The following is a 15,100-nucleotide window of genomic DNA, read 5'->3' as shown; positions in this document are numbered from 1 at the left end:
ATGGTCGACACCCCTGAAACCGATATCGCTGTGGTCGGCGCCGGCATCGTCGGCGTGGCCTGCGCCCTGCAACTGGCCCGCCAGGGCCGTCGGGTGCTGCTGCTCGATCAGCAGGCGCCCGGCCAGGGTGCCTCGTACGGCAACGCCGGGCACCTGGCCACCGAGCAGGTGTTTCCGATCGCCGACCTGTCGATCCTCAAGCGCCTGCCGCGCATGCTGCTCGACCCGATGGGCCCGCTGCGCCTGGACTGGAAGTACCTGCCCAAGGCCATGCCGTGGTTCACCCGGCTGCTGCTCAACCTGCGCCCGGCGCCATTCCGGCGCAGCGTGGCCGGTATCCGGGCATTGAACGAAGGCAGCCTGGGGGCCTGGCAGCGCTTGCTGGGCTCGATCGGGCGCAGCGAGCTGTTCAAGGCAGATGGCTCGTTGCTGGTGTTCGAGCGGCCCGAGTCGCGTCAGGCGTTGCAAGCCTTGCAGGCGCGCATGCAGCAACAGGACGTGGCGGTGGATTTCTGGTCGGCCGAGCACGTGCGCGAGGCAGCGCCGCAACTGAACCCTGCGCTGTTGGGCGGTTTGTTCTTCCCGCGTACCGGGCACTTCATCGACCCGTACCAGGTGGTCTGCGCGCTGTTCGAGGCGGCCAAAGCCAGCGGTGTGCGTTTTGTCCAGGCGCGGGTTTCGGGTGGGCAAGTGCAGGGCGACGGGGTCAGACTGGCCAGTGACCAGGGGACGTTCAAGGCGCGCCAGGTGCTGCTCAGTTGCGGCGCACATTCTGCACAGCTGACGGCAGCGCTGACCGGCAAGCGCGTACCGCTGGACACCGAGCGCGGCTATCACCTGATGCTGCCGCAGGAGCAGCAGCGCCTGCCGTTCGCGGTCACCTCGCTGGAGCGCAAGTTCATCATGACGCCCATGGCTGGCGGGTTGCGCCTGGCCGGCACGGTAGAGTTCGCCGGCCTCGATGCACCGCCCAGCATGCAGCGGGCGTGGCAGTTGCACCGGTTGAGCAAGGGCTTGTTCCACCAGGACCTGAGCGTTGAAGGCGCGACGCCATGGATGGGTTTCAGGCCATCGTTGCCGGACTCGTTGCCGGTGATCGACCGGGTGTGTGATGGGCGGGTGCTGCTGGCGTTCGGGCATCAGCATCTGGGCTTGACCCAGGCAGCGGTGACCGCGGAATGGGTGGGGCATCTGGCTGCGCAGGCCAGCGCCCCCGACCTGGGGGCCTACCGGCTGGATCGCTTCTGATGCGCAGGGGTACGCTCGGCACTCAAGGGTGCTGCGGGTCGTGCCCCAACGATTGCAGGAACAATGAAAACAGCTCTGGCTGTGAAGAGATATCCAGCTTGGCATACAGGTGGCGACGATGAACCTTGATCGTCTCGGGTGAAATCGCCAGGCGCTCGGCCATGGCCTTCGAGGAAAACCCGCGCAAGATCAGCCGGGCAATCTCCAGCTCGCGCTCGGACAACACCCCAGCGCCGAACTGGCTGAGGGCATCACGCACCTGCACCGCCACCGGCTCATCCTGCGCCAGCACGCGCTTGCTACCGGCCTGCCAATGTTGCTGCATCAGCGCCAGCACCCACGGGCAGAGCATCGCCAGCAAGCCGCACTGCTCGTCATCAAAGGCCTCCCCCCGCCCCAGCGACAAGCTCAGCGCGCCCTGGCCTGGGAGCTGCAGGATGAACTGCACCTCATCCGCCAGCACATGGGCCTGGAACCAGCTGATGTAGTACTCGCTCTGGTGGAACTGGTCCGGCGCCACCTCGTCGAGCCGATACAGGCCACTGCCCACACCGTCCTGGCACGCCAGGTAGAACGGGTCGAGCTGATACAGCCCGCTCAGGTACAAGGACATTGCCACCGGCCCTGCCTGCGGCGTTGCATCGTGCTCTTCCAGCACCACGGGGGTACCGCTGCCGGGGTAGTACGCCGCCAGGGCGTTATCGAACGGCAACCAGCGATGCAGCAACAGGATCAGTTGCTTCCAGAAGCGTGGCTGACCGATCTGTTCGATGGTACGGCCAAGATTGGCATGCATGCCGACTTCATGAAAAACGTTGTGCACCGTGCCGGCTCCCCTGAAAAGGTGATGCGATTTCCCTCCTTTGCAGCGCCCGCGTCAAGGGGCGTAACCCCAAATGGTAATTGGCCGGCCACAGCACCAGGCCTAGATTGCAGCCCATGCAGCACCCCATCCGCGGGTGTTCGCGCCTTTCGTCACTGCCTCAACCCCCAATAACAATTCGAGGAAAACGACATGCACGACAGTGCGCTAAAGCCCAGCCTGGGCATGCTCGATGTGGTCGCGATCACCGTTTCGGCGGTGACTCCGGCCAGTTCCGTGTTCGTGATTGCACCCTTCGCCATTGCCCAGGCCGGCAGCGGTGCCGTGCTGGCCTTCGTATTGGCAGCAGCGCTGGCACTGATGTTCGCCTGGTGCTATGCCGAGCTGGGCCGGGCCCACAGTTCTGCTGGCGGCGAGTATGTGTATGCCAAGCGCGTGTTCGGCGGCATAGCCGGCTACGCCACCTTCCTCACGGTGCTGGTCTCGCTGCTGTTCACTCCACCGGTGCTGGCCACCGGGGCCGCGACCTACCTGAACAACGCCCTGGGCACGGCCTTCGATACCCAGACCGTGGCCCTGGCGATCGTCACCGGCAGCTATGCCCTCGGCATCCTCAATATCCGCCTCAACGCCTGGGTCACGGGCGTGTTCCTGTTATGCGAAATGGCCGCGGTGCTGGTCATCGTGGCGCTGGGCTTGGGTAACGTGAGCCTGCCGCTGAGCGTGTTGATCACGCCCCAGCACATCGACCACGGCCTGCTCAGCGCTACCCCCTGGGCGCTGGTGTTCGCCTCGATCGGCACGGCCCTGTTCGCCTACAACGGCTTCGGCGCCGCCGTGGTACTGGCCGAAGACATGAAGGACGGTGGCCGCAGCACCCATCGGGCAGTGCTCTGGTCCCTGGCGCTGGTGGTGGCCATCGAGCTGATACCCATCTGCGCGTTGTTGCTGGGCGCGCCATCGCTGGAGGCGATGCTGGCCAGCAGCGACCCGATCGGCTACCTGCTCAACGCCCACGGCAACCCGACGCTGTCACGGCTAGTGAGCGCGGGCATTTTCCTTTCGGTTTTCAATGCCATCATCGCCATCGTCATCCAGTCTGGCCGGGTGATCTTCAGCAGTGGCCGCGATCAGCTGTGGACGCCTACCCTGAACCGCCTGTTCACCCGCATCCACCCACGCTGGGATTCGCCCTGGCTGGCCACCCTGCTGCTGGCCATACCGTCCGCTGCCCTGAGCTTCAGCTCCAATCTGGAAGAGATGACCTCGTTCACCGTGCTGCTGCTCCTGATGGTGTACCTGGCGGTCGCGCTGTGCGCTCTGTTCAGCCGTGTGCTGCGCAGCGACCGCGAACACCCCTATCGCATGCCCTTGTGGCCGGCGCCAGCGCTGCTGGCGGTGGTCGGCGCGGGTTACCTGCTGCTCAGCGGCCTGCTTGGCGCCCCCCTTCGTGACATTCTCATCATTCTTGTACTGCTGGCCGTCTCGGTGATGCTCTACAGCACCTACGGCAAGTTCAGCCCAGCCTTCCAGAAGCTCTGACTCACAACGCTCTGACCCACAGGAGTCCTTATGCGCGCTCGTCAACTTGGTATCACCCTGGGCCATGGCGTGCCCGGTCAATTCAACGCCATCACCGATGTACCCGGCATCCGAGTCGGCCACAGCACCTTGATGGCCGACAGTGCCGACAAACAGGTCCGCACCGGCGTGACGGTGATCCAGCCACGCCCGGCAGCGGCCCGCCTGGCGCCTTGCTTTGCCGGGGTCCACGTACTCAACGGCAACGGCGACGCCACAGGCCTTGAGTGGATCCGCGAAGCCGGCCTGCTGACTACCCCGATTGCCATCACCAACACCCACAGTGTCGGGGTGGTGCGCGACGCACTGATCACCGCAGAACGCGACACCCTGGCCGACCCTTCAGTGTACTGGTGCATGCCCGTGGTGCTGGAGACCTACGACGGCCTGCTCAACGATATCTGGGGCCAGCACGTAGGGCCCGACCAGGTGAACGAAGCGCTGGCCCGCGCCGAGTCCGGGCCAGTTGCCGAAGGTGCGGTGGGCGGTGGCACCGGCATGATCTGCCATGAGTTCAAGGGTGGTATCGGCACGGCTTCACGGCGCCTGCCACCTGACCAGGGGGGCTGGACGGTGGGCGTGCTGTTGCAGGCCAACCACGGCCAGCGGCGGGAGCTGCGGGTCGATGGCTACCCGGTCGGCCGGGTGCTCGACGAGATCCCCTCACCCTTCGCCGAACGGGGCGAGCCGGGCATGGGCTCGATCGTGGTGATCATCGCCACCGATGCCCCGTTGCTACCCCACCAGTGCCAGCGTCTGGCGCAGCGGGCTTCGATCGGCATCGCCCGGACCGGGGGCGGTACCGAAGATGCCAGCGGCGATCTGTTCGTGGCGTTTTCCACTGCCGACCAGCAACTTCCCCCTGCGGCCTATGGACGCAAAGGGGTGCCATTCAGTCAGCCGGTACAGATGCTCGCCAATGACCATATCACGCCGCTTTTCATGGCGGCGGCTGAGGCGGTGGAGGAGGCGATCGTCAACGCACTGGTTGCAGGCGAAGACATGCTTACAGCGGATGGGGTGCTGGTGCCGGGGTTGGGTGGGCAACGCTTGCTGAGCGCGATGCGCCAGGTTGGCTGGCGCATCGGCGAATAACCTGCGCCCCACAAGCGCGGTAGTGCCTGTGGGGCTGGTTCAAGGCTCAGCGATAACGCTCGAGCCAGTGCGCATACGGTGCTGGCAAGGTCCAGGAGGCCTTGTCCACGCCCAGCTCCTTGGCTGCGAAGTACGCCCAGTGCGGGTCGGCCAGGTGCGCACGGCCAACCGATACCAGGTCCAGCTGACGTGACTGCAGCGCTTCCTCGGCGAGCTGCGGCGTGCCAAAGCCCCACGCCGAGGTCACCGGCAGCCCTGCCTCACGACGAACGCGCTCGGCAATCGGGCCCATGAATGCAGGGCCCCAAGGAATGTTGGTTTCAGGAATGGTGAAACCGACACTGACGCTCAGCAGGTCCAACCCGCCCGCCTTGAAGCGGCGCGCCAGTTCAATCGACTCTTCCAGGGTCTGCTCATCGCGACCGTCATACTCCAGCACACCAAAGCGCGCGGTCAGCGGCAGGTTCTCCGGCCAGACCTCACGCACAGCGGCCAGGGTTTCCAGCAGGAAACGGCTGCGGTTGTCGAAGCTGCCACCGTAGGCATCGGTGCGCTGGTTGGAGTGCTCGGAGAAGAAGCTCTGCCCCAGGTAGCCGTGGGCGAAATGCAGCTCGATCCACTCGAAACCGGCATCACGCGCACGGCGCGCGGCGTCGACGAAATCCTGTTTGACCCGGGCGATGTCGTCCAGGGTCATCGCGCGCGGTACTTTCGGCAGGTGCGCGCCAAAGGCGATGGCCGACGGCGCAATGGTGTCCCAGCCGCGGGTATCGTCGCCGGCGATGTGGTCATCCCCTTCCCATGGGCGGTTGGCGCTGGCCTTGCGCCCGGCGTGGGCAATCTGGATACCCGGCACCGAGCCTGCGGCCTTGATCGCCTGCACCACCGGCACGAAGGCCTGGGCATGGGCGTCGCTCCAGATCCCGGCGCAACCGGGGGTAATGCGCCCTTCCGGCGCCACGGCGGTGGCCTCGACCACCAGCAGGCCGGCACCGCCACGGGCCAGGCCAGCCAAGTGCACATGGTGCCAGTCGTTGATCATGCCGTCCTCGGCCATGTACTGGCACATCGGCGGGATGGCGATGCGGTTGCGCAAAGTGACATCTTTGAGGGTGTAGGGTTGGAACAGGGCAGACATGGGCAGCTCCGGATCATCTGGATACGATTGTTCGATCATAATCGAACTATGGCAATTAATGAAACCCCCGTTATCATGTCGGCCATGCGAGCCTACCAACACCCCAACCCTGAAGACCTGATTCTCGAGCGCGTACTCTACGCCCTGAGCGACCCGGTGCGCCTGGGCATCGTCCGCCACCTGGCCGGCGTGGCCGAGGCCAGCTGCGGCGAGCTCGATGGCGGGCGGCCGAAGTCGAGCATGTCGCACCATTTCCGCGTGTTGCGTGATGCGGGGTTGGTGCATACCCGCAATGTCGGCACCACCCACATGAATTCGCTGCGCAGCGAAATGCTGGGCGAGCGGTTTCCTGGGTTGCTTGACTGCATTCTACGGCAGAACTGATTTTTCCTGTGCCGGCCCTTTCGCGGGGCAAGCCTGCTCCTACAAGGGATCACATAAGAGCGGGCTTGCCCCGCGAAGAGGCCGGTACAGGCAACCTCAATGCTGATCCTTGCGCAGAGCAAAGCGACACACCTGCCCGCCCCTGAGCATGCATTCCTCATGACTTGCCTCGGCGCCGCCAAGCGTGCCGATCAAGGCCAGGTCCAGCTCACACACCACCGGATGCGCCTTGGCCAGATGATGAAACACGCAGTTGTGCGCCACAATCTGCGGCTCGCCTGAAGAACGGAAGAACACTTCGGCCTCATACCCCGGCGCATTCATGTGCTCGCCTAGTCACCGTCGGCCAGCTGGTCGATCTGCGCCACGAGAGGCTTCCCGTGGCTTATGCGCCCGGCGCAGCAAGGTCAGGCGCTGATGGCGTCCAGGCTACGGATGGGTGTGGGGACCGCGCAGAACAGCGGGAACTCCTCTTCGATGATCCACGGTTCTTTCATGACCAGGTAAACATCGAGAAAGTCGGAGAAACCCGGCCAGATGAACAGGTCATTGGCCTCGGCAACCGCCCGCGACAGCACGCCCACGCCGCCAAAACTCTTGATCATCGATACGCTGACGATCTCGCTGCCGGAATGGAACACGGTTGCCCCGTCCAGCATGCCTGGCCGGCGCTCGGCGAAGCGGGTAAAGATCGAATGATACGGGCATTCCGGCAAAGGCTTGATCACCGCGCACGGCGCTGAGCGGTCATTGCTGGTTGACGAGGCAACGACTTCGATGCGCAAGCCCTTCAGCGGTACCGAATGGTAGTTTTCACCCATGCTGTCGCCCAGCACCACCACCATGTCTGCTTCGTCCTTGGCCAGCTTGACCAGGTTGTCGGGCGACTCCGAGCAACTGAAGATCGGATTGTAGCCAGACAACTTGCTGACCACGGCGCCCATTATCTGCTGGTTGATTTCCATCGACAGCGTGCTGTTCAAGGCAACCCGCAACGGCAGGCGCTGGTTGCGGCTCTGGCGCAGCTGATTGATCTTCAACTGCATGCGCTCGGATGAACGCACGATTTCCAGGACATGCGGCAGGATGCCCATGCCCTCCTGGGTCAGCGATACCCCTTTGTTGGTCCGGTCGAACAATTTGAAGCCGCAATGATCTTCGAGCTTTTTCAACTGAGCAGCCAAGGCCTGGACCGTGACGTGTACCTGTTCGGCCGCATCGGTGATAGAGCCCGTGCGGGCTACGGTCACGATGTTTTTAAGCACCTTGATGTCCATTCACTCTCCCTCCCGTTCCGTTGACGCAGGCCGTCAACGAAAGGCATGAGGATATCGCACAACCGCCAGCACTGTCTGCCCGATAACGGTGCACGCCGTCTGGGTAGCAAGCAACGGTTGAGGCACGTCAAAAAAAAGTGAAGTTTCGGCGGGCGATTCAACTGTTAGATTTTTGGCAGCTTTTACATAAAAAGAGATTTGCCATGCTGACACTGAATAGAAACATCGATACGGCCCTGCGACAAAACAAGACCGTTAACGTCCTGGGCAGCGATTATGTGTTGAACGGGGGCTTCAACGAGTTTGTCGAGTTTTCCAAAAGTTGGGAAACCATGGGCGTCGACCGTTATTACGGCCAGGCCGAAAAAGGCACCCGCTATCGCCGTTACAGCGACTTCGACTTCAACCCGGTCACCGGCGAACTGTGCCAACTCAATCACCGCGCCTACGAACAATCCGAAGCGCACAACAACTATGTCGGTGGCATGGCACGTCATTTCGATGACATCAGTGCCGATGTGTTCAACTCACCGATTCTGCGCGCGTTGATTCGCCTGGATTTCGACGTGTACAAGGCGGTATTGCCTGAAGAACTGCACACGGTCACCTGGCAGTGCCAAGTGCACCAGATCCGTATCGAAATCAAACCGGGGGCGCAGATCGAAATTACCCCTGAAGGTATTCACTGCGACGGTTATCCGTTCAGCGGCGTGCACTTCTGGGGCCGTCACAACGTCGAGGGCGCTACCAGCAACATCTATGACAAACAGTCGAATGTGATCGACTCCGGCACCTACCTGAACATTCTCGACACCACTTACTTCCTCGACCGCGAACTGCAACACTATGTCACTCCGGCGATCAACCCGAGCCCTTCGGAAATGGGCTATCGGCAGATCATTGCAATTTCCTTCTCTCGACCGGGCAGCGAGCATGACATTATCGACTAGTTACATCGGCCCGGTGCCGAAGTTGTTTCCGAGTGAACACATCAATGGCCTGAGCATCAAGAAAGCCACGCCTTTCCATGCCCGCAAGATCGTCGACTTCTTCCGTCGCTTCGAGGAGACCTCATTCTGCGACTGGCAGGATGAGGGGCTGCTCAAAGGCTTGCTCGGCTCGGAGCATACCTACTGCTACATGGCTGAAAACCACACTGGCACCATCGTCGGTGCGGTCGCAGGGGGCTTGATGGGCACACGGGGCACCATCAATCACATGGCGGTGGCGCCGGACTATCGCCAGAGCAGGATCGGCACCTCATTGGCCAACTCGATACTCAGCGATTTCCGCCAGCACGGCATTCGTCGGGTGTTTCTGTTCGTCGAGAATGACAACACCAACGCACTGAGCTTCTGGCAGAAGCAAGGTTTCCTGCAAACCCGTGGTGAAATCACCTGCGAGGTCGACCTGTGACCTCGTCGGTGCTGCTAACCACCTCGCGCAAGGAAAGCCTGGTCGACGCCCTGCCGATCGTTACCGGCTATTTCGTCGTCAGTTTCGTGTTTGGTGTCATGTGCATCAACGCCGGCCTGCCCTTGTGGCTGCCGGCCGCCATGTGCCTGTTCGTCTACGCCGGTGCGGCGCAGTTCGCCGCACTGGCACTGATGACCACCAGCGCACCGCTGATCACCATCGCCTTGTCGACTTTGCTGATCAATTCGCGGCACATGCTGATGGCGATGTACATGTCCAAACGCAGCGCGCAACTGCCGATCAGCAAGCCGCAGAAGCTGCTGTACGCATTCGGCCTGACCGATGAGTCCTTTGCCTTTCACAGCCAACGCCTGGAGAACGGCAAGCCGACCTCACCGGGTTATTTGCTGCAGTTCAATACCTATTGCCATGCCAGCTGGATCGCCGGCGCGGTGTTTGGCGCGGTGGCATCGGATGCCTTGAACCGGTTTTCCCAGTTCAAGCTGGACTATGCCCTGACGGCCATGATGATCTTCGTGCTGATATCGCTGTGCAGCACCTTCACCAAAGCCGTCATCGCCCTGGTGGTGATCGTGACCACCTGCCTGCTGAACATGTTTGCGCCCTCGCCCTTGAACGTATTCATCGCAACCGCCGTTGGCTGTGGAGCAGGGCTATGCCTGAAAAGAACTACCTGATCGCAGCGGTGATGCTGATGGCCGCCATCACCTACCTCACCCGCGCGACACCGTTTCTGCTGAAGATGGAGAACTCCCCCAAGTGGTTCAATGACGTCATTGAATACCTGCCGGTGGCAATCATCGCCAGCATCACCGTACCCGCCTTGCTGGTGGCCAAGGACGGCTCGCTGCTGGGCCTGAATGCCGACCTGCTGGCAGCGATTCCGGTGGTCATTGTCGCGTACTGGTCGCGCAGCCTGATCTACAGCGTGTGTGCCGGTGTCGCCGGGCATGTGGCGATCACGTTGCTGGCTTGAGGCCCGGATCTGAGAAGGAAACCGCTATGAGCCTTGCCCGCCGGAAAGTCACGCTGACCAATCTGAGTGAATTTTCCCGCCTGATGCCCCAGGTTCCACGCGACCGGGTGATCGATGAAATGGCTGACCTGTCACTGGAATGCTCGCTGGCCTATGCCTTGAGCAAGACGTTCCTGCGCGATGGCTGGATTGCCGAGTATCGCCACCTGCGTGCGGCTGCACACTTGAGCCCGGGCAACGATCTGCTGCTCTTCGCCACCTCGGGCAGCTTGAAGCTGGAAATGCCCGATGGCTCGGAACTGCACATCATGCACGGCGATCAGGTGGTGCTCAGGGCTGCCACCGAAGCGAAGGTATTCCCCGTCAGCGATGCAGGTGACGTAAGTTTCCTGGCGCTGGCCGTGGACCTCGATCTGACCGAGGTGCTGCAGGAGCTCGCCATCGACAGTCCCCTGCCGAAACCGCAATAAAAAAGCCACGGGGATCACCCGTGGCTCTTTGTGATCCACATCGCCTGATTACAGCGCCATGTCGTTCTCTGGCTTGCTTTCAACCGGCTTGCTCGGCGCCACGGCGGTGCCGACGCTGTCGTCGATCACCGGTGGCTTCTCCAGCTGCAGCACTTCAGCGGTGTAGTTCCACTCTTTCTGGGTGGCCGCCGCCGAGTCGTTCAGCTTGGTACCGTAGCTCGGTACGATTTCCTTGATCTTGGCCTGCCACTCAGGGGTAGCGACCTTTTCCTTGAACACGGTTTCCAGCACGTTCAGCATGATCGGCGCGGCGGTCGAAGCACCTGGCGAGGCGCCCAGCAGGCCGGCGATAGTGCGGTCCTGGGAAGCCACCACTTCGGTGCCCAACTTCAGCACGCCGCCCTTCTCTTCGTCACGCTTGATGATCTGCACACGCTGGCCAGCCTGCCACAGTTTCCAGTCTTCCTTCTTGGCGTTCGGGAAGTAGGTACGCAGGGCTTCGAAGCGATCGTCATCCGACAGCATCAGCTGGCCGGCGAGGTATTCGACCAGCGGGTACTGGTCGATACCGACCTTGGTCATCGGCCACACGTTGTGGGTGGTGGTGCTGCTCAGCAGGTCCAGGTACGAACCGTTCTTCAGGAACTTGGTCGAGAAGGTGGCGAATGGGCCGAACAGGATCACGCGCTTGCCGTCCAGCACGCGGGTGTCCAGGTGCGGTACCGACATGGGTGGCGCGCCGGTCGAGGCGATGCCGTAGGCCTTGGCCATGTGCTGCATGGCAATGGTCGGGTTTTCGGTTACCAGGAACGAACCGCCCACCGGGAAACCAGCATATTCCTTGGCTTCAGGAATGCCCGACTTCTGCAGCAGCTTCAGCGCGCCGCCGCCGGCACCGATGAACAGGAACTTGGCGTCGGTGGCCGATTCGGTACCGTCCTTGAGGTTCTTGTACTCGACGTGCCAGGAGCCGTCTTTGTTGCGGGTGATGTCCTGCACTTCGCTGGACAGCTTCAGGTCGAAGCCTTTCTGGGTCTGCAGGTGGCCAACGAACTGGCGGGTGATTTCGCCGAAGTTGACGTCGGTGCCGATGGGCGTCCAGGTGACCGCCAGCTTCTGGTTCGGGTCACGGCCTTCCATCATCAGCGGGACCCACTTGGCGATCTGCGCGTGGTCCTCGGAGTACTGCATCGGGCGGAACAGCGGGCTGGCCTGCAGCGCATCGTAACGCTTCTTGAGGAACTTGATGTTGTCATCGCCCCACACGAAGCTCATGTGCGGAGTGGTGTTGATGAACGAGTGCGGGTTCTTCAGCACGCCCTGGCGAACTTGCCACGACCAGAACTGGCGGGAAATCTGGAAGGCTTCGTTGATTTCGATGGCCTTGGAGATGTTGACCTTGCCGTCTTTGTCTTCCGGGGTGTAGTTCAGCTCGGCCAGCGCGGAGTGGCCGGTACCGGCGTTGTTCCAGCCGTTGGAGCTTTCTTCGGCGACGCCGTCCAGGCGCTCGACCATTTCCATCGACCAGCTTGGCTCCAGCTCGTGCAACCACACGGCCAGGGTGGAGCTCATGATGCCGCCGCCAACCAGCAGCACATCGACTTTCTTGGTTTCTGCGGCGTGCGCTTGCATGAAGCTCGCAGCGACAGCCAGACCCAGCAAGGTCTTGCCAGCTTTCTTGAACATTGATCAATTCCAGTCAGTAGAACGGAGGGTGGGCCTGTGGCTGGCCCAAAGTGTTCCATGTCCTTCAGCGCAGGTTTGTTATTGATGATTGTTCAGCAGCCAGAGAACCAGAAAACGACTCAGGCTTTTGTCGAATTGACCGACAAGGCTGAATCGTTTCGCCGATTGTAACCGAAATGCCAGCACAAACAAATTGGCGGCCAGGGGTCAACGCGGCGGGTTGTCTCAGCGGGGTCAGGCTTTTCGCAAACCCTTCAGCCAACAAAAACCCCCGGCCATCTGCATGACCGGGGGCTTCGGATCAGGCCGCTAGCGGCGAGATCTGGGGATCACCAGGCTTACTGCTGCTGAGGCAGTTTATCGATCGGGCCGCAACCACCGATGACCTTGGAGATGGAAACCGAAGGGTGGAACAGGTAGTCGTACGAGCAGTTTTTCTGCTGGTTGTAGACTTGGCCAGTGCAGCCCGACAGCAGGGCAACGCCGGATACTACAGCAACGGCGACAGTGGCCTTGAACAGCTTTTTCATACTAAGTCCTTTAAATGCATATCTTCGGCCATCTTTCTGATGGCGGCGGGATGATACAGAACTCAGGCATTGGATCCAAGTAGCCGCAAGCCATCGAACCTATGGGTCGCGCCCGTCCACGCCCCCACCACCCAATTCTGGCGTTGCACCCCCACAACTGGGCTGCCCAATTGTTAAAAAGATGGGTTGTGAATAAATTTTTTACAATTGGTAACAGTTTTTCCGGGGTTCGCCATTTCAACCTGGCACTGGCACAACCCGTGCTTTGACCGTTATGGCTCAAGGAACTTCCTCTCGCGACCATGTCCGGAACCGGCCAGTACATCGCCGCTCGAGATCGATGGAAATCCCTAGTTCGGAAATCCAGGCGAGCCGTTTATTCGATATCCGTCTCGCTCCGTAGTTATTGCACAGGCGTTCGTGCAACACGAGCCCTCTAACGGTAGATCGAATGCTTGCAAAGAGGCTGGCAGCATTTCGGAGACCATTATGAGCACACCTGCAGGATTAAAAACTTCAGCAGCAGTCCCCGCTCTAACGCGGCTCAGCACGCTTGTCGCTCGTCCGGCAGTGCTTGCCGGGGCCGTAGTCGCCGCCCTGGCATTGAGTATTGCCGGGCCTGGCGACGCCTGGGCCAAGGGTGGGACTGACAAGCCTGTCAAGGGGACGCCATCCCCCTTCACTACGCCCACGTTACCTGACCCGATTTTCGTCGACCCCTTGGCTATCCATGGCTTCGACATTACCGGCTTCATTCAGGACATGACTGTCGACAGCAGCAATAGCAACTGCCCGAATACCAGCAACCCGAACCGTTTGGGCGGTACGGTAGTGGTCAACGGCACAACCATTACCGTGCCCTGCAACTCGGTCATCCAGATGCCCGCCAATACACTCACTTGGGCCGAGTTCGTACAGGGCGGCCCGCTGGGTCTTAAACAACTACCGGCTACTTATCCTTCATTTGAAGTGCATGTTGTCGGCAACTCCGTCGCCGGCAAACAAATTGCCGGGCTGATCTTTGTCTCCCAGCAATCGGCCCAGGTCGGCAGTGGCTATATCAGCAGGATTGATCAGACCACTGGGAACATAGAAGTAACGAGTACCAACTCGCCGCAACCGACCGTCTTGCAGATCAACGACCCCAACGGGCGTTTCGGTCGGGCCCAGAGCCCCGACGCGCGCTTCTCGGTAGATGACGCCAACCCGACCATTCACGCGGCAACGGGTTACCCAATGTGCGTACCTCGTACCGGTGACGACCCGCTCTGCCCACAGAAAAACCGGCCTAAAGTGGTGACACCGACCACCACCAACAACTGCCGCAACTTTGCCCAGGCTGGCGTGGCGTTGCCTGCCTCAGGTGAATTGACACCCCCGAAGGCAGGCCAGTTGTATTGCAGCCAGTTCGTCATGAAGCGCTTCAGTGACCCGACCCGGACCGCAACCGACCCGGACCCGACGCAACAGGTACCGTTTGAAGTCGGCGACTTCATCACCTACTCCGGCACACTGTTCAAATCGAACACGGCCGGTGTGCCGGACTTCATTTCCGCCCACACCATCGAGGCCAACCTCGGCATCTACACCCAGCCGGGCTCTCAGCCCAGCTATCTGGCCATTGGCGAATTCGGCGTCGGCACTGCTGACCCGGCCGCGGTCGCAGTCAACGGTGCAGCTCAGGAAACCCAGGACCGGATCTTCCTCGAAGCCGAGACGACCGACGTCAAGACCCCGGTGGACATCTACCTGATCGATGTCGACCCTGCCACCGGCGTACAACGCAACCGCTGGATCACGCCGTTTGAAATGACGGGGGAATGCGACCCTGCCAGCGTGCTGGCGGCTACCTGTGCCGGCGCTTCCGGCGGGATCACCACGCAAAACGTTGGCCCCCAGCCACAGCGCGCACGGTTGCGTGCCTCCAAGGCACCGACCGGCCTGCTCAGCCAGCCAAGCCGTACCTTGCGGGTGGTCGCTCGCTCACTGTGCGTGCCCACCAATACCCTGCCGCAACCTGGGGTCGATAGCTGCCTGCAGAACGCCGGCCGCCTGACCGTCGCCAACGGCCTGACTGCCGGGCAGTACGTGGCACCGGTGTTCGAGTTCATCTTCCCGGAAAACGTCAAGCCAGGTGACGAGATTGTACCCAACGACTTCTGGCACCTGGCATTCCTGCGCAATGGCGAAGGCAGCACCACCCCTACCGGTGTCGGCGCGCTGGAACCAACGCCTTGGTAACTTGAAACGCAGCTAAAGCGCTGGAAACGAAAAAGCCCCGCAGACGTTAATCTGCGGGGCTTCATCTTGTATGGCGGAGAGATAGGGATTTGAACCCTAGGTACTGTTGCCAGTACAACGGATTTCGAATCCGTTTTCGAGACTATATTTTTTTGGGATCATTTTTCCCAACCCAGTAAAATCAAGGACTTCAACGCATGTTAACGTAGCAGAA

Annotated in this window: 15 protein-coding genes and 1 pseudogene; 10 read left to right on the top strand and 6 right to left on the bottom strand. The window is 61.3% G+C overall.

Translation table 11 applies throughout. From position 1 onward, the window contains the following. Positions 1-1,248: an NAD(P)/FAD-dependent oxidoreductase gene (locus BGP85_RS05735; protein WP_103446312.1), complete on the top strand. Its 1,248-nt coding sequence runs from the start codon at positions 1-3 to the stop codon at positions 1,246-1,248. Between the two features lie 22 nt (positions 1,249-1,270). Here BGP85_RS05735 and BGP85_RS05730 read toward each other — a convergent pair whose 3' ends face one another. Further along, on the bottom strand, positions 1,271-2,044 hold the full coding sequence (locus BGP85_RS05730) for a helix-turn-helix transcriptional regulator (RefSeq protein WP_374755312.1): 774 nt from the start codon (positions 2,042-2,044) through the stop codon (positions 1,271-1,273). 219 nt (positions 2,045-2,263) lie between these two features. Between BGP85_RS05730 and BGP85_RS05725 the strand changes: the two genes are divergently transcribed. Continuing rightward, on the top strand, positions 2,264-3,613 hold the full coding sequence (locus BGP85_RS05725) for an APC family permease (protein WP_103446310.1): 1,350 nt from the start codon (positions 2,264-2,266) through the stop codon (positions 3,611-3,613). A gap of 30 nt (positions 3,614-3,643) precedes the next feature. After that, positions 3,644-4,747 (top strand): DmpA family aminopeptidase, encoded by a 1,104-nt coding sequence (locus BGP85_RS05720; protein ID WP_103446309.1) that lies wholly within the window; start codon positions 3,644-3,646, stop codon positions 4,745-4,747. A 46-nt stretch (positions 4,748-4,793) separates the two neighbouring features. Here the strand turns inward: BGP85_RS05720 and xenA are convergent, their stop codons facing one another. After that, positions 4,794-5,885 (bottom strand): xenobiotic reductase XenA, encoded by a 1,092-nt coding sequence (gene xenA / locus BGP85_RS05715; RefSeq protein WP_103446308.1) that lies wholly within the window; start codon positions 5,883-5,885, stop codon positions 4,794-4,796. Between the two features lie 48 nt (positions 5,886-5,933). On the opposite strand from xenA, the gene BGP85_RS05710 reads away from it, so the two are divergent. Further along, complete coding sequence (locus BGP85_RS05710; protein ID WP_103446307.1) at positions 5,934-6,269, top strand: ArsR/SmtB family transcription factor; 336 nt, start codon at positions 5,934-5,936, stop codon at positions 6,267-6,269. Between the two features lie 96 nt (positions 6,270-6,365). Here BGP85_RS05710 and BGP85_RS05705 read toward each other — a convergent pair. Continuing rightward, positions 6,366-6,599: pseudogene (locus BGP85_RS05705) on the bottom strand (helix-turn-helix transcriptional regulator); the annotation flags it as partial. A gap of 77 nt (positions 6,600-6,676) precedes the next feature. Then, positions 6,677-7,546, bottom strand: coding sequence for a LysR family transcriptional regulator (locus BGP85_RS05700; RefSeq protein ID WP_103446306.1), 870 nt, complete (start codon positions 7,544-7,546; stop codon positions 6,677-6,679). A gap of 203 nt (positions 7,547-7,749) precedes the next feature. Between BGP85_RS05700 and BGP85_RS05695 the strand changes: the two genes are divergently transcribed. Genes BGP85_RS05695 through BGP85_RS05675 form a run of 5 tightly spaced genes read left to right on the top strand, consistent with a single transcriptional unit; the run spans position 7,750 to position 10,429 of the window. Next, positions 7,750-8,496, top strand: a complete 747-nt coding sequence (locus tag BGP85_RS05695; protein WP_103446305.1) for a 2OG-Fe dioxygenase family protein — start codon at positions 7,750-7,752, stop codon at positions 8,494-8,496. Next, the gene (locus BGP85_RS05690; protein ID WP_103446304.1) at positions 8,480-8,962 is read left to right on the top strand and encodes a GNAT family N-acetyltransferase; all 483 of its coding nucleotides are present in this window, start codon (positions 8,480-8,482) and stop codon (positions 8,960-8,962) included. The genes BGP85_RS05695 and BGP85_RS05690 overlap by 17 nt, the downstream gene beginning before the upstream one ends. Continuing rightward, positions 8,959-9,660, top strand: a complete 702-nt coding sequence (locus BGP85_RS05685) for an AzlC family ABC transporter permease (RefSeq protein WP_258035843.1) — start codon at positions 8,959-8,961, stop codon at positions 9,658-9,660. Before BGP85_RS05690 ends, BGP85_RS05685 begins: the two co-directional genes overlap by 4 nt. Continuing rightward, complete coding sequence (locus BGP85_RS05680; RefSeq protein ID WP_103446303.1) at positions 9,639-9,959, top strand: AzlD domain-containing protein; 321 nt, start codon at positions 9,639-9,641, stop codon at positions 9,957-9,959. The genes BGP85_RS05685 and BGP85_RS05680 overlap by 22 nt, the downstream gene beginning before the upstream one ends. A 26-nt stretch (positions 9,960-9,985) precedes the next feature. After that, on the top strand, positions 9,986-10,429 hold the full coding sequence (locus BGP85_RS05675; RefSeq protein ID WP_103446302.1) for a hypothetical protein: 444 nt from the start codon (positions 9,986-9,988) through the stop codon (positions 10,427-10,429). Positions 10,430-10,477: 48 nt separating this feature from the next. Here BGP85_RS05675 and mqo read toward each other — a convergent pair whose 3' ends face one another. Both mqo and BGP85_RS05665 read right to left on the bottom strand, forming a co-directional pair. Further along, positions 10,478-12,115, bottom strand: a complete 1,638-nt coding sequence (gene mqo, locus BGP85_RS05670) for a malate dehydrogenase (quinone) (protein ID WP_103446301.1) — start codon at positions 12,113-12,115, stop codon at positions 10,478-10,480. Positions 12,116-12,453: 338 nt separating this feature from the next. Continuing rightward, entirely contained in the window at positions 12,454-12,645 is a 192-nt protein-coding gene (locus BGP85_RS05665) for a DUF4223 family protein (protein WP_027918621.1), read from the bottom strand. Between the two features lie 570 nt (positions 12,646-13,215). On the opposite strand from BGP85_RS05665, the gene BGP85_RS05660 reads away from it, so the two are divergent. Next, entirely contained in the window at positions 13,216-14,886 is a 1,671-nt protein-coding gene (locus tag BGP85_RS05660; RefSeq protein ID WP_258035842.1) for a hypothetical protein, read from the top strand. The last annotated feature ends 214 nt before the right edge of the window (positions 14,887-15,100 follow it).

The organism is Pseudomonas putida (assembly GCF_002906855.1).
Classification (GTDB): Bacteria; Pseudomonadota; Gammaproteobacteria; order Pseudomonadales; family Pseudomonadaceae; genus Aquipseudomonas; species Aquipseudomonas putida_N.
The sequence above is the reverse complement of the archived record's forward strand: the minus strand, read 5'-3'. Positions and strand labels throughout refer to the sequence as shown.